The organism is Streptomyces sp. NBC_00820 (assembly GCF_036347055.1).
Lineage (GTDB): Bacteria > Actinomycetota > Actinomycetes > Streptomycetales > Streptomycetaceae > Streptomyces.
Window position 1 is genome coordinate 4,936,392 of the sequence record NZ_CP108882.1, and the last position, 19,319, is coordinate 4,955,710.

Consider the following 19,319-nt stretch of genomic DNA (forward strand, 5'->3'; position numbering starts at 1 on the left):
CTTCGGCGGCCTCTCGGTGTGCCTTCGGCGGCCGGGTGGGTCAGCACAGCGTCACCGGGGCCCCCGTCTCCGCCGGCCAGGCCGTGAGGGGGGTGAAGCCTCGGTGGCCGCACTCGCCGAAGACCTTGACGGGGGTGCCCCCGGAGAGGGCGACCAGGCGCCACAGGCCCGGGCGGGTGCGGGCGGCGGCGGTGAGAGGGAGTGCGGAGTCGGCCGCGGCGTCGGCCAGTTGCCAGGAGCCCGGGGCTTCGCCCGGTACGGGTATGACGGCGTCCAGGGTGACCGGGACCGAGTCCAGCCAGGGGTCCTCGCGGAGGGCCTCGCCGTAACGGGTTGCCGCCTGGGCGGTCGTCAGGCCCGGTGGACGGTTCGCGGCGGGCGCGGGCGGGGCGTGTCGTTCACCCAGGGCGGCTCGCGGGCCGCCGGCCGAGAACCCCGGGAACAGGGACAGGTCCGCGTCCAGGGCCAGACCGACCGGGAGCGACAGCTCGGGGGCACGGCCCGCCGCGCCGTAAGCGAGGAGCAGCCGAGTGAGGCCCGACTCGGTGCCGTGCAGCCAGACGCGGCGGGTCGTCAACTTCGGGTCGACGGTGTCGTACTGGGCCAGCACCAGCCAGCGGTCGCGCACCGGCGGGCCGTCCGCCGTGGCGTGAAAACCGAGCCGGGAGCGGACGGTGGCCGCGAGAGGTCCGGGCAGGCGGCCGCGGTGCAGCCAGCCCTGATCGAGGAGGTGCAGCAGGGCGCACTCCTCCAGCAGACGGGCCGGCCAGCCCGGTCCGGACGCCGGGATCGCGCCCAGCTCTCTGACCCGCGCGGCCAGGCCGGGGGCCTGCGCGTCGACCATGCGGGCCGCCGTCTCCTCCCACAGCGCGTATCCCGCCTGCTCGGCCGAGGCCAGACCGCCACGCAGCAGGTCCGCCAGGCGCTGCTCCAGCTCGGTCGCGCCCGCCGTGACCCGCCCCTCGCGCCGCTCCGCCCGGCGCCGCGCCGCCTCCGGATCGGCGGCCCCAGTGGCGGAACGCCCCTCACCCGCGGTCTTTTTGTCCTCCGTGCGCCTGCGCCTGCCCGAGAGCCACTGTCCGGCCCAGTCCGGCGGCTCGGCCACGGTGGGCACCACGCCGTCCTCGGACGCCCACAGCAGCAGCAGTCCGAGCGCGTGTTTGCACGGGAACTTCCGGCTGGGACAACTGCACTTGTAGGCCGGCCCGGCGGCGTCCGCGAGGTCCACCACCGTTTGATACGGCTTGCTGCCGCTGCCCTTGCACAGCCCCCATACCGCCCCCTCCTCACGGCTGCCCGCCTCGGACCACGGTCCGGCCGTGCCCAGTTTGCTTCCCGCTTTGCGCGACGCGGCGTCAGGCGCCAGTGCCAGCACCTGATCAGCGGTCCAGCGCACCCCCTGCTGAGTCATGCGAACGACGTTAGACGCCCCCACTGACAATCGGCCGTGCGAGCGAATTCGTGCAGGTCAGAGCGATTGTCAGTGGCGTGGTGCACCGTGGAGCCAGATGACCGCCGGCCGAGCTGGAGGGGGCCTCAGCCATGACTGTGTCCGTGGAACCGAAGACCGCCGAACCGAACCCGAACCACCCGCCGCAGGCGTTGCGGCCGCACGCCGAGCACGCCTTCGCCGCCGAACTCGCCGCGCTGGCCGCCCAGGACGACCGGCCGCGCCCGGCCCGCTGGAAGCTGTCGCCGTGGGCGGTGGCGACGTACCTGCTCGGTGGCACCCTGCCGGACGGCACGGTGATCACACCCAAGTACGTCGGCCCGCGCCGCATCGTCGAGGTCGCCGTCACCACGCTCGCCACCGACCGCGCCCTGCTCCTGCTCGGCGTGCCCGGCACGGCCAAGACCTGGGTGTCGGAGCATCTGGCGGCCGCCGTCAGCGGCGACTCGACCCTGCTGGTGCAGGGCACCGCCGGCACTCCGGAGGAGGCCATCCGCTACGGCTGGAACTACGCGCAGCTCCTCGCGCACGGCCCCAGCCGCGACGCCCTCGTGCCCAGCCCCGTCATGCGCGCCATGGCCGAGGGCATGACCGCCCGCGTCGAGGAACTGACCCGCATCCCGGCCGACGTACAGGACACACTGATCACGATCCTGTCCGAGAAGACCCTGCCGATACCGGAACTGGGCGACGAGGTGCAGGCCGTGCGCGGCTTCAACCTCATCGCCACGGCCAACGACCGCGACCGCGGTGTCAACGACCTCTCCAGCGCGCTGCGCCGCCGCTTCAACACCGTGGTGCTGCCGCTGCCCGCGAGCGCCGAAGCCGAGGTCGACATCGTCACCCGCCGCGTCGAGCAGCTCGGCCGCTCCCTCGACCTGCCGGCCGCGCCCGACGGCATGGACGAGATCCGCCGGGTCGTCACCGTCTTCCGCGAGCTGCGCGACGGCCTCACCGCGGACGGCCGGACGAAACTGAAGTCGCCGAGCGGCACCCTGTCCACCGCCGAGGCGATCTCCGTCGTCACCAGCGGCCTCGCCCTGGCCGCCCACTTCGGCGACGGCGTGCTGCGCGCCGGGGACGTCGCCGCCGGCATCCTCGGCGCGGTCGTCCGGGACCCGTCGGCCGACCGGGTGATCTGGCAGGAGTACCTGGAGACCGTCGTCCGCGAGCGCGACGGCTGGACGGACTTCTACCGGGCCTGCCGGGAGGTGAGCGTGTGAGCGACGACTCCGTACGGGCGGCGGCCTACGGCTCCGGGCCTCTCCTTCTCGGCGTCCGGCACCACGGTCCCGGCTCCGCGCGCGCGGTGCGGGCGGCCCTGGACGCAGCCCGGCCCGCCGCCGTACTGATCGAGGGGCCGCCCGAGGCCGATCCGCTGATCCCCCTGGCCGCCGACCCGGAGACGCGGCCCCCGGTCGCCCTGCTCGCCCACGCCGTCGACGAGCCCGGCCGCTCGGCCTTCTGGCCGTTCGCCGACTTCAGCCCCGAGTGGGTGGCGATCCGCTGGGCGCTCGACCACGAAGTCCCGGTCCGCTTGATCGACTTGCCGGCCGCGCACACGCTGGCGTGGGAAGCAGAAGGAGAAGGAGAGGGCGACGGGGGCGAGGAGGGGGAAGGGCCGGTCGGGGCGGACGGCGGGGCCGGTCCCGAGGGCCGGCCGGCCTCCGAGGAAGCCCTGCGCCTCGATCCGCTCGCCGTGCTCGCCGAGGCCGCCGGATACGACGATCCCGAGCGGTGGTGGGAGGACGTCGTGGAGCACCAGGGCCCCGGGAGGCGGGAGCCGTTCGCCCCCTTCGCCGCGCTGGAGGAGGCGATGGGCGCGCTGCGAGAGCGGTACGGAAACGGCGGGCGGGCGCGTGACCTGGTGCGGGAGGCCCATATGCGGCTGCGTGTGCGGGCCGCGCGGAAGGAGTTCGGGGACGAGCTGGCCGTGGTGTGCGGGGCCTGGCATGTGCCCGCGCTGCGCGAGAAGGCCACCGTGACCGCCGACCGGGCGCTGCTGAAGGGACTGCCCAAGGTCAGAACCGATCTGACCTGGGTGCCCTGGACGCACCGCAGACTCGCCCGGTCGAGCGGGTACGGCGCAGGGATCGACTCGCCGGGCTGGTACGGCCATCTGTTCCGGGTACCGGACCGGCCGGTCGAGCGGTGGCTGACCAAGGTGGCGGGGCTGCTGCGCGAGGAGGACCGGCCGGTCTCCTCCGCGCACGTCATCGAGGCGGTGCGGCTCGCGGAGACCCTGGCGGCCATGCGCGGGCGCCCGCTGCCCGGCCTGAGCGAGACCACCGACGCCGTGCGCGCGGTGATGTGCGACGGCTCGGACGTGCCGCTGTCCCTCGTGTACGACCGGCTGGTGGTCGGGGACGAGCTGGGGGAGGTGCCCGAGGCCGCGCCCGCGGTGCCGTTGCAGCGCGACCTGGCCCGGGAGCAGCGCCGGCTGCGGCTCAAGCCCGAGGCGCTGGAGCGGGAGCTGGAGCTGGACCTGCGTAAGGACACCGACGCCGGCCGCGGCCGGCTGCTGCACCGGCTGCGGTTGCTGGGCGTCGGCTGGGGCGAACCCACCCGGTCGCGGGGGAGCACGGGCACCTTCCGGGAGACCTGGCGGCTGCGCTGGGAGCCGGAGTTGTCGGTGCGGGTGGCCGAGGCGGGGGTGTGGGGGACGACCGTGCTCGCCGCGGCGACGGCCAAGGCCGGGGCGGACGCGACCACCGCGGGAGCGCTCGCCGAGGTCACCGAGCTCGCCGAGCGGTGCCTGCTCGCCGGGCTGCCGGACGCGTTGCCCGTGGTGATGCGGGTGCTCGCCGACCGGGCGGCCATGGACGCCGACGTGGGGCACCTCGCCCAGGCGCTGCCCGCCCTGGTCCGTTCGCTGCGCTACGGCGACGTGCGCGGCAGCGACACCGGCGCGCTGGCCGGCGTCGCGGTGGGCCTCGCCGAGCGCGTCTTCGTCGGACTGCCGTCGGCCTGCGCCGCCCTGGACGCGGACGCGGCGGAGGAGATGCGGGGTCATGTGGACGCCGTGCACGGCGCCGTGAGCCTCCTGGCGGAGACCCTGCCCAGCGCTTCGGCCTCCGGCCACGGCGAACCGTCCAGCGCTTCGGCCTCCGGCCACAGTGAACCGTCAGGCGCCGCGGCCTCCGGGCGGGGTGACGTGCCCGGTGCCGCGGTCTCCGGGCGTGGGGAGCGGTCGGACGTACCCGAGTCCGTGCGCGGGGACCGGTCGGGTGCCGTGGGCGCCGGACGCGGACGGACACCGGCGGCTCCGGCCTCCGGGCACGGTGATCTGCGCGGCCGTTGGCGCTCGGTGCTGCGTGCGCTGTCCCTGCGGGACACCGTGCCCGGCGTGATCAGGGGGCGGGCCGTACGCCTGCTGCTGGACGAGGGCGCGCTGGAGGCGGAGGAGGCGGCCCGGCTGATGGGGCTGGTGCTGTCGCCCGGGACGCCGCCCGCTGACGCGGCCGCCTGGATCGAGGGCTTCGCCGGCGGCGGGGGCGGGATGCTGCTGGTGCACGACCAGCGGCTGCTCGGCCTGGTCGACGCCTGGCTGACCGCCGTGCCCGCGGAGGCCTTCACGGACGTACTGCCGCTGCTGCGGCGCACCTTCTCGGCGTACGAGCCCGGGGTGCGCAGGACCCTCGGCGAACTGGTGCGGCGGGGGCCGGGAGCCGGGGCCGGTGCCGTGGCCGACGCGGCCGGGACGCCGGGCTTCGCGGCGGAACCGGACCGCGAGCGCGCGGACGCGGTGCTGCCCGTCCTGCGGCTGCTGCTCGGCCTGGACGACGGGCCGGGGGAGCGGGCATCGACCGACGACAACGGTTTGGTGGGAGTGGGCGCATGACGACGAATCCGATGGTGGACAGCACCGGCACCGGCACCGGCACCGGCATTGGCCCCGGCGACACCGCGCGTGAGCGGCTGCGGCGCTGGCGGCTGGTGCTCGGCGGAGACCAGGCGGACGGCACCGGATGCGTGCTGTCGGGCCGGGACGCGGCGATGGACGGCACACTGGCCGCGCTGTACGGCAAGGAGGACAAGGGGCAGGCGGGCCGGGAGCGTTCGGCGGGACTCGGCGCGTCCGCCCCGTCCGTGGCCCGCTGGCTCGGCGACATCCGCACCTACTTCCCCTCCTCCGTCGTCCAGGTCATGCAGCGCGACGCCATCGACCGGCTCGGGCTGGCCGCGCTGCTGCTGGAGCCGGAGATGCTGGAGGCGGTGGAGGCCGACGTGCATCTGGTCGGCACGCTACTCTCGCTCAACAAGGCGATGCCGGAGACGACGAAGGAGTCGGCGCGGGCGGTCGTGCGCAAGGTGGTCGAGGACCTGGAGAAGCGGCTCGTCACGCGCACCCGGGCCACCCTCACCGGAGCCCTCGACCGCAGTGCCCGGATCAGCCGGCCGCGCCACCACGACATCGACTGGAACCGCACCATCGCGGCCAACCTCAAGCACTACCTGCCCGAGTACCGCACGATCGTGCCGGAGCGGCTCATCGGCTACGGGCGGGCCGCGCAGTCCGTGAAGAAGGAGGTCATCCTCTGCATCGACCAGTCCGGGTCGATGGCTGCGTCGGTGGTCTACGCGTCCGTGTTCGGGGCGGTGCTCGCCTCCATGCGGTCCATCAGCACCCGGCTCGTCGTCTTCGACACGGCGGTCGTCGATCTCACCGACCAGCTGGACGACCCGGTCGACGTCCTCTTCGGCACCCAGCTCGGCGGCGGCACGGACATCAACCGCGCGCTGGCCTACTGCCAGTCGCGGATCACCCGGCCGGCCGAGACGGTCGTGGTGCTGATCAGCGACCTGTACGAGGGCGGCATACGCAACGAGATGCTCAAGCGGGTCGCGGCGATGAAGGCGTCCGGGACGCAGTTCGTGACGCTGCTCGCCCTGTCGGACGAGGGTGCGCCCGCGTACGACCGGGAGCACGCGGCCGCGCTCGCCGCGCTCGGTGCACCGGCGTTCGCCTGCACACCGGATCTGTTCCCCGAGGTGATGGCGGCGGCGATCGAGAAGCGGCCGCTGCCGATACCGGACACCGCGTGACAGCGGAGGAAGCCCGAGGCCCGAGGAAGCCCGGGGAGGACGGCGGAAAGCGGAGGAAAGCCGTGGAAAGCCAAGGGGAGCCGGGGAAAGGGGAAATGGCGGTCCATCAGTGACCGCGGGCTTGCGTGATCTCGGGCGTGCCGTGCGAGGATCATCGCCGCCCGTGCTGCGCCTCGGGCACCGTTCCGCCGTACGGGAGGACCCGTCCCCTCTTGACCCTGCCAGCCACCCTCTTCGGTACCACCGTGCGCCTGTTGCGTACGGCGGTGGCCCGGCGTGCGCTGCAACTGGTCCTGCTGGTCGGTGGACTGTTCCTGCTCGGCTTCCTCTGCGGGGAGCAGGCGCACGCGGCCGAGGGCGCACTCGTGGCCCCTGTGGCCCCAGTGACTTCCGTGACCTCTGTGGCCTCCGTGGTGACCGCGACCCCCGTGGCCGTGGTGCAGTCGGTGACCGGACATACGGACACCGGGCGCGAGATCAACGGAGACACAATTGTCCCCGTTCAGCCCGTCACCGAGCTGGTCCTCACTCCCGTACGGACCGTGCTGGACACCGCGTCCCAGGTGCTTGACGCGACTCAAGTGAAGGTGTCGCCGCCGTCGGCGCCGCCCGGAATGCCCCTGCCGGTGCTTTCCCGGGCACCGGAGCCGTCGACGAGTCCGCTGTCCGACGCGCCGGTCACCTCCGAGCCTCCGCAGGGGCCCGGTGCCACGGCAGCCCCCGCCTCGGCCCCGGCCGACAGCACCCGCGCCGACGGCACCCGGGCCAACGACGCCCGCGCCGAAGGCCGTACCGCGGCGCGTGCCGAGTCCGGCACGGCCGTCGAGCTCGCGCCGGCGCCGGCCACCCCGTACGGGCCGGGCCGAGTGCAGGCCCCGCAGCGTCCCACCCACGCGCGCACCTTCGCCGGCCGTGTACACAGCGCCGCCGAGTCCGTCGGCGTACCCGGACATCCCGCGCCCGGCGGGGCCCCGGACGGTGTGCTCGGCAAGCAGGCCGCCGACGGCGGCGTGCCCCGGCACGGTGACACGTACGCCGTCGCCCTCTCCGGCCGCGCGCCCGTGCGGCTCGTGTCCGGTGCCACCGCGCGCACCGACGCGTCCCGCACCCGGGAACGGCACCGGGACATCCCCGTCTTCCCCGGCTGAGCCACCCACCAGCACGCTTCCCGGCGTCGGCACGGGTGCCCCGCCTCGGTCCGCCCCCCTGCTCTTCCCCCTGCCCCCCTCCGTCCAGGGCCTGGCGCCCTCCGTACGGCGTGCGGGACCCGCGGCAGGGCATCAGCTACCAGGACCGGGCTGCCAGGACCGGGCCGCCAGAACCGGGCTGCGAGGACTGGGCCGCCAGGACCGAGGCATCAGAAGCCGAGGCACCGGAAAGCGCGTCACCAGGACCGCGTGCCCGCGAAGAACTCCGCGGGGTCGCCGGATACGGACGGCCGAATGCCGTCGGACCGTCCGGCCGAGCTCCCGCGGCGGGGCGGGTGGTCTCCATCGGGGTGGGGATCAACCGCACCGGCCCCGGTTGTCCGGGGCCGTCCCAGGGGCCTCACCGGGTCAACCCCAGCCCGGTGAGGCCCCGCACACCGACGCGGTACCGGCTCGCTTTCGGCACGCCGTGTCAGGAAAACCGACATCATGTGACAGGTATCACCGCCCAGGTGTGACCCGCGATTTAGGGGCCTCAGGCAAGCGGGGATAACCTGCGGGACGGACATGCCGCGCGCTCGGACACCGTGTGCGCCCCTCTAGTGACAAGCGGACGTCACGTTGCCCTTCGCGGCACGCCCACGCATCCAACGAACCGCGAGATCACTGATAGGGACGGAAGCGCGTGGACCTGTTCGAGTACCAGGCGAGGGACCTCTTCGCCAAGCACGATGTACCGGTGCTGGCCGGTGAAGTCATCGACACGCCTGAGGCGGCGCGCGAGATCACCGAGCGTCTGGGCGGCAAGTCCGTCGTCAAGGCGCAGGTGAAGGTCGGTGGTCGTGGAAAGGCCGGCGGCGTCAAGCTCGCCGCCACCCCGGACGAGGCCGTCGCCCGCGCGACGGACATCCTCGGCATGGACATCAAGGGCCACACGGTCCACAAGGTGATGATCGCCGAGACCGCTCCGGAGATCGTCGAGGAGTACTACGTCTCCTACCTCCTCGACCGTGCGAACCGCACCTTCCTCTGCATCGCCTCCGTCGAGGGCGGCATGGAGATCGAGGAGGTGGCGGCCACCCGCCCCGAGGCCGTCGCCAAGATCGCGATCAACGCCATCGACGGCGTGGACGAGGCCAAGGCCCGCGAGATCGTCGAGGCCGCCAAGTTCCCGGCCGAGGTCGCGGACAAGGTTGTCAACGTCCTGATCACGCTGTGGGACACCTTCATCAAGTCGGACGCCCTCCTCGTCGAGGTCAACCCGCTCGCGAAGGTCGCCTCCGGTGACGTCATCGCCCTCGACGGCAAGGTGTCGCTCGACGAGAACGCCGAGTTCCGCCACCCCGAGTACGAAGAGCTGCACGACAAGGACGCGGCCAACCCGCTCGAGGCTGCGGCCAAGGCCAAGGGCCTCAACTACGTCAAGCTCGACGGCGAGGTCGGCATCATCGGCAACGGCGCGGGTCTCGTCATGAGCACCCTGGACGTCGTCGCGTACGCCGGTGAGAACCACGGTGGCGTCAAGCCCGCCAACTTCCTGGACATCGGTGGCGGTGCCTCCGCCCAGGTCATGGCGAACGGCCTGGAGATCATCCTGGGCGACCCGGACGTCCGGTCCGTGTTCGTCAACGTCTTCGGTGGCATCACCGCCTGTGACGAGGTCGCCAACGGCATCGTCCAGGCGCTGAAGCTCCTCGAGGACCGCGGCGAGAAGGTCGAGAAGCCGCTCGTCGTCCGCCTCGACGGCAACAACGCCGAGCTGGGCCGCAAGATCCTCACCGACGCCAACCACCCGCTGGTGCAGCGCGTCGACACCATGGACGGCGCGGCCGCCAAGGCCGCCGAGCTGGCCGCCGCCAAGTAAGCACTCAGGACGAGGACACAACACACCATGGCTATCTGGCTCAACAAGGACAGCAAGGTCATCGTCCAGGGCATGACCGGCGCCACCGGCATGAAGCACACCAAGCTCATGCTGGGTGACGGCACCGAGGTCGTGGGCGGCGTGAACCCGCGCAAGGCGGGTCAGACCGTGGACTTCGACGGCACCGAGGTACCGGTCTTCGGCACCGTCAAGGAGGCCATCGAGAAGACCGGCGCCAACGTCTCCGTCATCTTCGTGCCGGAGAAGTTCACCAAGGACGCGGTCGTCGAGGCCATCGACGCCGAGATCCCGCTGGCCGTCGTGATCACCGAGGGCATCGCCGTGCACGACACGGCCGCCTTCTGGGCGTACGCCGGCAAGAAGGGCAACAAGACCCGCATCATCGGCCCGAACTGCCCCGGCATCATCACGCCGGGCCAGTCGAACGTCGGCATCATCCCGGGCGACATCACGAAGCCGGGCCGCATCGGCCTGGTCTCGAAGTCCGGCACGCTGACGTACCAGATGATGTACGAGCTGCGTGACCTCGGCTTCTCGACCGCCGTCGGCATCGGTGGCGACCCGATCATCGGCACCACGCACATCGACGCCCTGGCCGCGTTCCAGGACGACCCCGACACCGACCTGATCGTGATGATCGGTGAGATCGGTGGCGACGCCGAGGAGCGCGCGGCCGCGTTCATCGCCGAGAACGTGACCAAGCCGGTCGTCGGCTACGTCGCGGGCTTCACCGCGCCCGAGGGCAAGACCATGGGCCACGCCGGCGCCATCGTCTCCGGTTCGTCCGGTACCGCCCAGGCGAAGAAGGAGGCCCTCGAGGCCGCCGGCGTCAAGGTCGGCAAGACGCCGACCGAGACGGCGAAGCTCGCGCGCGAGATCCTGAGCGCCTGAGTCTTCCGACCCGCTGTCGGTGGGCCCGCTCCCTTTTCGGGAGCGGGCCCACCGCCGTTTCCGGGGGCGGACCCGCCGCTGATTCCAGGAGCGGGCCCACCGCCGTCTCCGCCCGGGGCCGGACGGAACCAGGCGGGTCAGCGTGCCGCCGGAAAGAGCCGTTCGGGACCGCTCTCCGCCGCCCCGTGCAGCTTGGCCCGCAGGGCGATCTCGGTCGGGGAGAGGGGACCCATGGCCGGGGCCACGGGGACTCCGTGCACCGCCTGCGCCGGGGCGATGGGCGGTACGTAGTGCGTCGGAGCCGTACGCAGGGTCAGTGCCGTCGCGCCGACGATGGCGACCGTGAACGCGATGGCCGCCTGGGTCCAGAAGATGTTGCGGCGTTCGCCGACGGTCCGGACCGTCGTCGGCTGGGCGGCGCGCAGCCTCTCCGTGGAGGCCAGTTCGGTCAGTCGGCGGTGCAGCGCCGCGGGATCGGCGAGTTCCGGGACCTGTGCGGCCACGGCCTCCCGCGCACGGGTCAGCCGGCCGGCCGCGGCCGGCGTGCTCGCCTCCGTCTCCGCCGCCGTCTCCGGCAGGTCGAGGCCGACGCCGTCGTACAGGACGAGCGTGCGCCGGTACGACGGCGGGAGCTTCAGCAGCGCGTGCAGCAGGGCGCGGTCGGCGGGGTCGGCGGGCGGGGCTTCGGGGGAGCGGTGGCGGCGGCGGAAGCGGTGCCAGGGGGAGAGGGCGTACTCGTACGCCGTCGACCTGATCCACCCGCCCGGGTCACGGTCACGGGCCACCTCGGGCCATTGCTGCCAGGCCAGTTGGAAAGCCCGTTCGACGGCTTCCCGGGCCAGTTCGCGGCGGCCGGTGAGCAGGTAGGCCTGGCGTACGAGGGCGGGGGCGCAGAACGCGTACAGCGCATCGAAGGCCTGATCGGGGGTCAGGGACGGGAGGCCGGGGGGCGCCGATGCCGAAGTGATCGAACGTTTCTCCTGATACTCCTCGTTCGTTCGCTCCTGACTCCCGTCCGCCGTGGGCGGCGGCGCGAGCGCGGCGATCAGGCGGGCGTAGGCCGCGCCCTGGGGGCCGCTCGGTACGGTTCGGCCCCGCTCCCAGGCGCGTACCGTCGCGCGACTGACGCCCACGCGGGTGGCGACCTGAGTCTGCGTCAGTGAGCTTGCCTCGCGCAGACGTCGGCGTTCCTTCGGCGGTGGGAGCGGGCCGGCAGGGTTCTGCTTCACAACTCACCCCTCCGTGCGAAAAAGTACATAAACATATATTGGGCGACACATCGGTGGTTCGCCTGTTACGACGGTAAAGCGCGTGTCGTTGGGACCATGGCGGCGTGATTCAGCTGACCGTTCGCCGCTCGTCGTCGCCCCTGCTGACCCGGCTGCGCGACCGCTCACCAGGACTGGGCGCGAGCCTCATGGGCGGCGCGCTCGCGGCCGGGCTCGGGCTCGGCTCCTTCGCGGTGCTGGTGATGGTGCTGTGGGTCAGCTCGCCGTACCCCGACAGCGGTCCGGGCGGTGCGCTGCACATCGCCGCCGCGCTGTGGCTGCTGGCGCACGGGGTCGAACTGGTGCGCACCGACACGCTCTCGGGGGCGCCGCATCCGGTGGGGGTGACGCCGCTGCTGCTGCTCACCCTGCCGGTGTGGCTGCTGTACCGGGCGGCGCGGGACGCCGCGGACGCGTCCCGCGAGCCCGACGGGCCGCCCCCGGTCCGGGCGCGCACGGCGTGGACGGGCGTCGTCCTCGGCTACCTCGGCGTCGGCATCGCCGCCGCGCTGTACTGCTCCAGCGGTGAACTGCGCCCCGAGTGGATGTGGGTGACGGTGTGTCTGCCGGCGGTCGCGGCGGGTACGGCGGCGGCCGGGGTCTGGTCGGCGTACGGCCGCCCGCGTGAACCCGTGCTGCGGCTGCGGCCCGCGCTGCCGCGGCCGGTGCGGCGGCTGCTGTCCGGGCCGGACGCGCGGGCGCGGCTGGGTACGGCCGTACGGGCCGCCGGGGCCGGGACGGCGGTGCTCACCGGCGGCGGGGCGCTGCTGCTCGCGGTGTCGCTGGTGTGGCACGGAGACGCCGCCCGGGTGTCCTTCCTGCAGCTGACGGAGGGCTGGACCGGGCGGTTCGCGGTGCTGCTGCTCGGAGTCGCCCTGATCCCCAACGCGGCGGTGTGGGCGGCGTCCTACGCCCTCGGCCCCGGATTCGCCCTCGGCGCCGGGCACATGGTGCACCCCCTGGCCTCCGACCCGGCCCCGCTGCTGCCGCCCTTCCCGCTGCTCGCCGGGGTACCGGACGCGGGCACCGGAACACCGCTGAACTGGGCGTCCGGGCTGGTGCCGGTGGCGGCCGGGGTGACGGTGGGCTGGTTCGTGGCGCGCGGGGCCGTACGGCGTCAGCGGCCCGCGAAGCCGGGGACGCTCGTGAAGCCGGGGGCGCCCGTGAAGCCGGGGGCGTCCACGAAGGCGACAGCGTCGGAGTCGGCGAAACAGGCTGCCCCGGCGAAACAGGCGGCGTCGGCGAAACCGGCGTCCCCCGCGAAACCGGCGTCCCCCGCGAAGCCGGCGTCCCCCGCGGTGCGGGCGCGCTGGTCGGCGGCGCGGACCGCCGGGGTGCTGATGCTGGCCGCGCTGGTGTGCGCGGCCGTGCTCGCCCTGCTCGCCGAGTTGGCCGGCGGTCCGCTGGGCGTGACCGCGCTGTCCCGGTTCGGTCCGTCGGGCTGGCGGACCGGGGCGGCGGCGGGGATCTGGATCGCGCTGACCGGTCTGCCGGTGACGCTGACGGTACGCGCGTGGCGGCTGCGTGGGCTGCGGAGACCGTGGAAGGCACAGAACCCGGGGGTGATTCCGGCGCAGGGGGCGGAGACGGGGCGCGCGGAGGCGAGAAAGGCGCGGAAGGCGCGGAAGGAGGCGAAGAGGGCCCGGAAGGCGGACCGGAAGGCGGCGGCGAGAACAGCGAAGGAGACGGAGAAGGAGACGGCGAAGAAGGTGCGAAAGGCAGCGAAGAAGGCCGCGAAGAACGCCGCGCCCACCGAAGCGGACGGCGCCGGAGACGAGCCGGCCACGAAGGGCACCTCGGGGAAGCCGGCGACGGGCACTGCGGACACCCCGGCCACGGAAGACACGTCGGGGAAGCCGGCCAAAAGCGCACCCGGTCCGGCATCCGTACTGACCGCCCCCGTCCCCGCGCCGGCCGCTGTCGCCGACGCCGGCCCCGCCGGGGAGGAGTCGTACGACCTCCAGCCCACGGACGACCCGTTCCCCCCGGCCTGGCAGGACGACGACCTCTCCCGCACCGACCGCTGGGCGGCCCTGCGAGAGGCCGCGGCGGTCCCGAAGGCCGAGCAGGCGCCCGACTGGTCCGCGCCCCCTCCCTCGCCCACGCCTTCGCCGGGACCGTCGGCCCCGTCGTCGTCGGCCTCTTCCGGGGCATGGTCCGAGCGAAAGCCGTCGGCCGTCGGGGAAGCGCACGTCACGCCCGCGGAACCGGCGGGCCGGAAGGACCGGCCACTCCTGCCGGAACCCGCGGCACCCCGGGACGCCCCCCGTCCTCCGCTCGCACCACCTGAGCCGGCCGATTGATCACCCGTCACCCGTCACCCGGCATTCGGCACAGGCGACCGACGCGCACCCCGCACAGGCGACCGACGCCCGCGCGGGCCGGCGTCACGATCGCGACCGTACGTCCGGCGGCGTCCGGCGGCGTCCGTCGGCGTCCGTCGTACGTCAGCGGCTCAGCTGTTGTCGGCCCCCAGCACGCCCCGCAGTTCGCGCGGCAGCATCTGGTCGCAGGACTGCTTGGACTCGTGGGTGAGGGCGTCGTCGACGCAGGTGTAGTAGTCGCGGTAGGCCACCTGGACGGCGAAGACACCGCCGACCAGGACCAGGGCCAGGGAGCCCGAGATCAGGCCGCCGATCGCGGTCGCGATCTGGGGGCGGGGCCCCGCGGTCGCCGGCGCCGGAGCGTCCGGGCTCGGGGTGCGGGGCTTGGCGCGCAGGGCGCTGATGCTCCAGTACAGGGCGAGCGCGCCCAGCAGCAGGGACACGTAGGGCCAGCCGAGCACCACGAGGAAGACGCCCCACATGCCGGACAGGAACGCGTAGCGCGCGCGGCGCTGGGCCGGGTCCGTCGGGTCCCAGCGCATGCCGGACCGGCCGGACCGGCCGGGGCCCGCGGGGCCGCTGCCGGGCCGCTCGCCGAAGCCGCCGGGGGCGCGGCCCGGCTGCCGGTCGCTCCACTGACCCCACGGGGAGCCGCCCCGGGAACCGGAACCCGAGGAGTCCTCGGGGTGACGCGGCTGCCACGGCTGGTCGGGAGTCCCCTCCGGCGGAGGCGCGAAGGGGTTGTCGTCCGGCTGTCCGCCGTCCCGTCCGTCGCCGCTGCCTCGCCCGCTGTCACCACCTTGCCCGCTGTCACCGCCTCGCCCGTCGCCGTCCCGGCCGCCGGGAGGCGTCTGTGACGGCGAGGCCGGACGCTCCCGCAGCAGCGTGGCACCACGCTCTCCCCCCTGGGCCGGGAGCGGCGGGAACGTGAGGAGTCGCGGGCTGCGATCGGGCATCAAAAGAGCGTCTTCCCCTAAGTGAAACGGCTGTCCGATGAGAGCTTCCACCCCGTGAACGCACCGCACGACGACCGCGTTCCCGAGCCGGCTCGTCCCGAACGCTACCTTCCGGCCACGCCCCCGTCCCGTGGGGGCCGTCCGGAGTGCCGGTATCGTTGCTGCCGGTCGGCCGCTTCGTAGACTTCCCCGTATAGCGGGGCGTGAAGCATTCGTACGAATGTACAAACCGCCGGCCGGACACGTATCGCTCTCCGAGAAAGGGCCCCACCGTGGCCGCCACCCCCGCTGGCCCAGCGGTCAAGCGCCTCGTCGTGCTGGTCTCCGGATCCGGCACCAACCTGCAGGCGCTCCTGGACGAGATCGAGCGCGCCGGAGCCGAGGCCTACGGCGCCCGGGTCGTCGCCGTCGGGGCCGACCGCGACGGCATCGAGGGGCTCGCCCGCGCCGAGCGGGCCGGGCTGCCGACGTTCGTCCGCAGAGTGAAGGACTTCGGCACCCGGGAGGAGTGGGACGCGGCGCTCGCCGAGGCCGTGGCGGCGTACGAGCCCGACCTCGTGATCTCCGCCGGTTTCATGAAGATCGTCGGCAAGGAGTTCCTGGCGCGGTTCGGCGGGCGGTTCGTGAACACCCACCCGGCTCTGCTGCCCAGTTTTCCCGGGGCCCACGGCGTGCGGGACGCGCTCGCGTACGGCGCCAAGGTCACCGGCTGCACCGTCCACTTCGTCGACGACGGCGTCGACACCGGTCCGATCATTGCCCAGGGCGTGGTCGAGATCCGGGACGAGGACGACGAGAGCGCGCTGCACGAGCGCATCAAGGACGTCGAGCGAAGGCTGCTCGTCGAGGTCGTGGGGCGGCTCGCCCGCCACGGCCATCGCATTGAGGGACGAAAGGTAGTTATCCAGTGACCGCCACCGCCGAGAGCACCAAGCGGCCCATTCGCCGGGCGCTCGTCAGCGTCTACGACAAGACCGGGCTGGAAGACCTCGCGCGCGGGCTGCACGAGGCCGGTGTGGAGCTGGTCTCCACCGGGTCCACGGCCGGCCGTATCGCCGCCGCCGGTGTCCCCGTCACCAAGGTCGAGGAGCTGACCGGCTTCCCCGAGTGCCTGGACGGCCGGGTCAAGACCCTGCACCCGAAGGTGCACGCGGGCATCCTCGCCGACCTGCGCCTGGACAGTCACCGCGAGCAGCTCGCCGAACTGGGCGTGGAGCCCTTCGACCTCGTCGTCGTGAACCTCTACCCGTTCCGGGAGACCGTCGCCTCCGGCGCCTCGCCCGACGAGTGCGTGGAGCAGATCGACATCGGCGGTCCGTCGATGGTCCGCGCCGCGGCCAAGAACCACCCGTCCGTGGCCGTCGTCACCAGCCCCGAGCGGTACGCCGACGTCCTGGGCGCCGTCCAGGGCGGCGGCTTCGACCTCGCCACCCGCAAGCGGCTCGCCGCCGAGGCCTTCCGGCACACCGCCGCCTACGACGTGGCCGTCGCCTCCTGGTTCGCCTCCGAGTACGCCCCCCTCGACGAGTCGGTGTTCCCCGACTTCTTCGGCGGCACCTGGGAGCGCGCGCACACCCTGCGCTACGGCGAGAACCCGCACCAGCCCGCCGCCCTGTACACCGAGGCCGGCGCCACCGGGCTCGCGCAGGCCGAGCAGCTGCACGGCAAGGAGATGTCGTACAACAACTACACGGACACGGACGCCGCCCGCCGTGCCGCGTACGACCACGACGAGCCGTGCGTGGCGATCATCAAGCACGCGAACCCGTGCGGCATCGCGACCGGCGCGGACGTCGCCGAGGCGCACCGCAAGGCGCACGCCTGCGACCCGCTGTCCGCGTTCGGCGGCGTCATCGCCGTGAACCGGCCGGTCAGCAAGGAGATGGCCGAGCAGGTCGCGGAGATCTTCACCGAGGTCATCGTCGCCCCGGACTACGAGGAGGGGGCCCTCGAAGCCCTCGCCAAGAAGAAGAACATCCGGGTGCTGAAGGCCCCCAACGGCCCGTGCAACCGGCTGGAGGGCAAGCAGATCGACGGCGGCCTGCTGCTGCAGGAGACCGACCGGCTGCAGGCCGACGGCGACGACCCGGCCGAGTGGACGCTGGCCAGCGGCGACGCGCTCTCCCCCGAGGAACTGGCCGAGCTGGCCTTCGCCTGGCGGGCGTGCAGGGCGGTGAAGTCCAACGCGATCCTGCTCGCCAAGGACGGCGCCTCGGTCGGTGTCGGCATGGGCCAGGTCAACCGCGTCGACTCCTGCAAGCTCGCCGTCGAGCGGGCCGGCGAGGAGCGGGCGCGCGGCTCCTACGCGGCCTCCGACGCCTTCTTCCCCTTCCCCGACGGTCCCCAGATCCTCATCGACGCCGGGGTCCGCGCGATCGTGCAGCCGGGCGGGTCGATCCGTGACGAGCAGGTCGTGGAGGCCGCGAAGGCGGCGGGCGTGACGATGTACTTCACGGGTACGCGGCACTTCTTCCACTGATCCGCTTCCACTGATCCGCTTCTGTTGATCCGCGCCGAGCGCGCGGAAAGGGCCGTACCCCCCTCGGGGGCACGGCCCTTTCCGGCGCCGGTCGTCCTACTTGTGGACGACCATGGTGCTCGCGGCCTTGTCGTGCCAGCCCTGCAGGCGGCCGGCGTTGTCCCAGAACGGGGACAGGTACACGATCAGCTGACCGATACCGCAGACGAAACTGCCGACGATCGGGATGATCCAGCGGATGATCGACGCGCCCAGGCCGGCCTTCTGGCCGGTGTCCGCCTTCACCACGCGGATGCCCACGGCCAGCTTGCCGAGGGTGCCGCCGGCCAGGCTGGTCATCAGCACCTCGTAGAGCAGGCTGAAGATCCAGAGCACGGCGAGGATGCCCATGAACTTGCCCACGAAGTCCGAGCTGGCGTTGTTCACGCAGTCCTGGTAGTCGGAGGCGTTGGGGTCGCACTTCTTGACGTCGTCCATGAGGCCGGCGACGCCGGCCCCGGCGACGACGAGGTAGACGACGAAGAAGACGGCGACGTCGATCGCGCGGGCGCCGCAGCGGCGGCCCATCGAGGCCAGACGCGGACCGTCACCGCCCGGGAACCCCGGCTGCTGCGGGTACCCGTAGCCCTGCTGCGGCGGGATGCCCTGCGGGGCCTGCGGGTAGCCGTAAGCCTGCTGCGGGTCCTGCGGCTGACCGTAGGGGTTGTTCGGCGAGCCGAAACTCATGGCGGATTTCCTCCGTTGATCCTGCGGGGACGATGCGGAAGGCACGGAGGTACGTCAAGGCTTGAGCGGCTTCCCCCCACCGGACCGCGGTACTGCGTCCCACATCGTCGTGGACGGTCAAGAGCCTGTCCAGCCGAATTCGCGAGGCGTTGTGCAAGTGCAACATCGGTGATCAAGGGCTGACATTCGTGACATGACCAGGTCCGGCGGCCGTGACGGGGCGGCGGACCCGGAGTGGAACCGGGGGCCCGTCATCCGCGAGGATGGAGTCATGACCGCCCAGATTCTCGATGGCAAGGCCACCGCAGCCGAGATCAAGTCCGATCTGACCGCCCGAGTGGCGGCGCTGAAGGAGAAGGGCGTCACGCCCGGCCTCGGCACGATCCTGGTGGGGGAGGACCCCGGCAGCCAGAAGTACGTCGCCGGCAAGCACCGCGACTGCGCGCAGGTCGGCATCGCCTCCATCCAGCGTGAACTCCCGGCCACGGCAACCCAGGAGGAGATCGAGGCGGTTGTCCGCGAGCTGAACGAGGACCCGGCCTGCACCGGCTACATCGTCCAACTCCCGCTGCCCAAGGGCATCGACGAGAACCGCGTCCTGGAGATGATCGACCCGGCCAAGGACGCGGACGGCCTGCACCCGATGAACCTCGGCCGTCTCGTCCTGAACGAGGCGGCGCCGCTGCCCTGCACCCCCAACGGCATCCTCACCCTGCTGCGCCGCCACGGCGTGGAGACCAAGGGCGCCGAGGTCGTGGTGGTCGGCCGGGGTGTGACCATCGGACGCTCGATGCCGCTGCTGCTCACCCGGCGCAGCGAGAACGCCACCGTGACCCAGTGCCACACCGGCACCCGCGACCTCGCCTTCCACCTCAAGAAGGCCGACATCATCATCGCGGCCGCGGGCTCCCCGCACCTGATCCGCGCCGAGGACGTCAAGCCGGGCGCGGCCGTCCTGGACGTCGGCGTCTCCCGCAACGCCGAAGGGAAGATCGTCGGCGACGTTCACCCGGACGTGGCCGAGGTGGCCGGCTGGATCTCCCCGAACCCGGGCGGAGTGGGCCCCATGACGCGTGCCGAACTGCTGGTCAACGTGGTCGAGGCGGCGGAGCGCAGTGTCGGCTGAGCGCGCGCACCCGAACGCGG

At 73.0% G+C, this 19,319-nt stretch carries 14 protein-coding genes; 10 read left to right on the forward strand and 4 right to left on the reverse strand.

Features of this window, described 5'->3' with window-relative positions:
• Positions 1 to 40: 40 nt before the first annotated feature.
• Positions 41 to 1,411: an SWIM zinc finger family protein gene (locus OIB37_RS22395; RefSeq protein ID WP_330459381.1), complete on the reverse strand. Its 1,371-nt coding sequence runs from the start codon at positions 1,409 to 1,411 to the stop codon at positions 41 to 43.
• A 131-nt stretch (positions 1,412 to 1,542) separates the two neighbouring features.
• Here OIB37_RS22395 and OIB37_RS22400 point away from each other — a divergent pair, with 131 nt between their 5' ends.
• The 6 genes from OIB37_RS22400 (at position 1,543) to sucD (ending at position 10,420) form a co-directional block, all read left to right on the forward strand.
• Positions 1,543 to 2,673, forward strand: coding sequence for an ATP-binding protein (locus OIB37_RS22400; protein WP_330459382.1), 1,131 nt, complete (start codon positions 1,543 to 1,545; stop codon positions 2,671 to 2,673).
• A complete protein-coding gene (locus OIB37_RS22405) occupies positions 2,670 to 5,291 on the forward strand; it encodes a DUF5682 family protein (protein WP_330459383.1) in 2,622 nt (873 codons plus the stop codon). Before OIB37_RS22400 ends, OIB37_RS22405 begins: the two co-directional genes overlap by 4 nt.
• Positions 5,292 to 5,302: 11 nt before the next feature.
• A complete protein-coding gene (locus OIB37_RS22410) occupies positions 5,303 to 6,496 on the forward strand; it encodes a VWA domain-containing protein (RefSeq protein ID WP_330461929.1) in 1,194 nt (397 codons plus the stop codon).
• A gap of 212 nt (positions 6,497 to 6,708) precedes the next feature.
• Positions 6,709 to 7,644 carry a hypothetical protein gene (locus OIB37_RS22415; protein ID WP_330459384.1) on the forward strand — a complete coding sequence of 312 codons (936 nt, stop codon included), beginning with the start codon at positions 6,709 to 6,711 and terminating at the stop codon, positions 7,642 to 7,644.
• Between the two features lie 685 nt (positions 7,645 to 8,329).
• Positions 8,330 to 9,508, forward strand: a complete 1,179-nt coding sequence (sucC, locus tag OIB37_RS22420; RefSeq protein WP_330459385.1) for an ADP-forming succinate--CoA ligase subunit beta — start codon at positions 8,330 to 8,332, stop codon at positions 9,506 to 9,508.
• A gap of 27 nt (positions 9,509 to 9,535) precedes the next feature.
• Complete coding sequence (gene sucD / locus OIB37_RS22425; RefSeq protein WP_330459386.1) at positions 9,536 to 10,420, forward strand: succinate--CoA ligase subunit alpha; 885 nt, start codon at positions 9,536 to 9,538, stop codon at positions 10,418 to 10,420.
• A gap of 137 nt (positions 10,421 to 10,557) precedes the next feature.
• Here the strand turns inward: sucD and OIB37_RS22430 are convergent, their stop codons facing one another.
• Positions 10,558 to 11,649, reverse strand: a complete 1,092-nt coding sequence (locus tag OIB37_RS22430) for a helix-turn-helix domain-containing protein (protein WP_330459387.1) — start codon at positions 11,647 to 11,649, stop codon at positions 10,558 to 10,560.
• Between the two features lie 104 nt (positions 11,650 to 11,753).
• Here OIB37_RS22430 and OIB37_RS22435 point away from each other — a divergent pair, with 104 nt between their 5' ends.
• Positions 11,754 to 13,991 carry a cell division protein PerM gene (locus OIB37_RS22435; RefSeq protein ID WP_330459388.1) on the forward strand — a complete coding sequence of 746 codons (2,238 nt, stop codon included), beginning with the start codon at positions 11,754 to 11,756 and terminating at the stop codon, positions 13,989 to 13,991.
• 152 nt (positions 13,992 to 14,143) lie between these two features.
• Here OIB37_RS22435 and OIB37_RS22440 read toward each other — a convergent pair whose 3' ends face one another.
• Positions 14,144 to 14,968, reverse strand: a complete 825-nt coding sequence (locus tag OIB37_RS22440; protein ID WP_330459389.1) for a hypothetical protein — start codon at positions 14,966 to 14,968, stop codon at positions 14,144 to 14,146.
• 272 nt (positions 14,969 to 15,240) lie between these two features.
• Here OIB37_RS22440 and purN point away from each other — a divergent pair, with 272 nt between their 5' ends.
• Positions 15,241 to 15,879: a phosphoribosylglycinamide formyltransferase gene (gene purN / locus OIB37_RS22445; RefSeq protein WP_330459390.1), complete on the forward strand. Its 639-nt coding sequence runs from the start codon at positions 15,241 to 15,243 to the stop codon at positions 15,877 to 15,879.
• Positions 15,876 to 17,447 carry a bifunctional phosphoribosylaminoimidazolecarboxamide formyltransferase/IMP cyclohydrolase gene (gene purH / locus OIB37_RS22450; protein WP_330459391.1) on the forward strand — a complete coding sequence of 524 codons (1,572 nt, stop codon included), beginning with the start codon at positions 15,876 to 15,878 and terminating at the stop codon, positions 17,445 to 17,447. The genes purN and purH overlap by 4 nt, the downstream gene beginning before the upstream one ends.
• Before the next feature lie 96 nt (positions 17,448 to 17,543).
• Here the strand turns inward: purH and OIB37_RS22455 are convergent, their stop codons facing one another.
• Positions 17,544 to 18,173, reverse strand: a complete 630-nt coding sequence (locus OIB37_RS22455) for an RDD family protein (RefSeq protein WP_330459392.1) — start codon at positions 18,171 to 18,173, stop codon at positions 17,544 to 17,546.
• A gap of 271 nt (positions 18,174 to 18,444) precedes the next feature.
• On the opposite strand from OIB37_RS22455, the gene OIB37_RS22460 reads away from it, so the two are divergent.
• Positions 18,445 to 19,299: a bifunctional methylenetetrahydrofolate dehydrogenase/methenyltetrahydrofolate cyclohydrolase gene (locus tag OIB37_RS22460; RefSeq protein WP_330459393.1), complete on the forward strand. Its 855-nt coding sequence runs from the start codon at positions 18,445 to 18,447 to the stop codon at positions 19,297 to 19,299.
• The last annotated feature ends 20 nt before the right edge of the window (positions 19,300 to 19,319 follow it).

Bases quoted from the DNA above. Each gene is read 5' to 3' on its own strand.
- OIB37_RS22410 (WP_330461929.1), top strand. From the start codon at position 5,303: ATGGTGGACAGCACCGGCACCGGCACCGGCACCGGCATTGGCCCCGGC.
- OIB37_RS22400 (WP_330459382.1), top strand. From the start codon at position 1,543: ATGACTGTGTCCGTGGAACCGAAGACCGCCGAACCGAACCCGAACCAC.
- OIB37_RS22455 (WP_330459392.1), bottom strand. From the start codon at position 18,173: ATGAGTTTCGGCTCGCCGAACAACCCCTACGGTCAGCCGCAGGACCCG.
- OIB37_RS22395 (WP_330459381.1), bottom strand. From the start codon at position 1,411: ATGACTCAGCAGGGGGTGCGCTGGACCGCTGATCAGGTGCTGGCACTG.
- OIB37_RS22460 (WP_330459393.1), top strand. From the start codon at position 18,445: ATGACCGCCCAGATTCTCGATGGCAAGGCCACCGCAGCCGAGATCAAG.
- OIB37_RS22440 (WP_330459389.1), bottom strand. From the start codon at position 14,968: ATGCCCGATCGCAGCCCGCGACTCCTCACGTTCCCGCCGCTCCCGGCC.
- sucD (WP_330459386.1), top strand. From the start codon at position 9,536: ATGGCTATCTGGCTCAACAAGGACAGCAAGGTCATCGTCCAGGGCATG.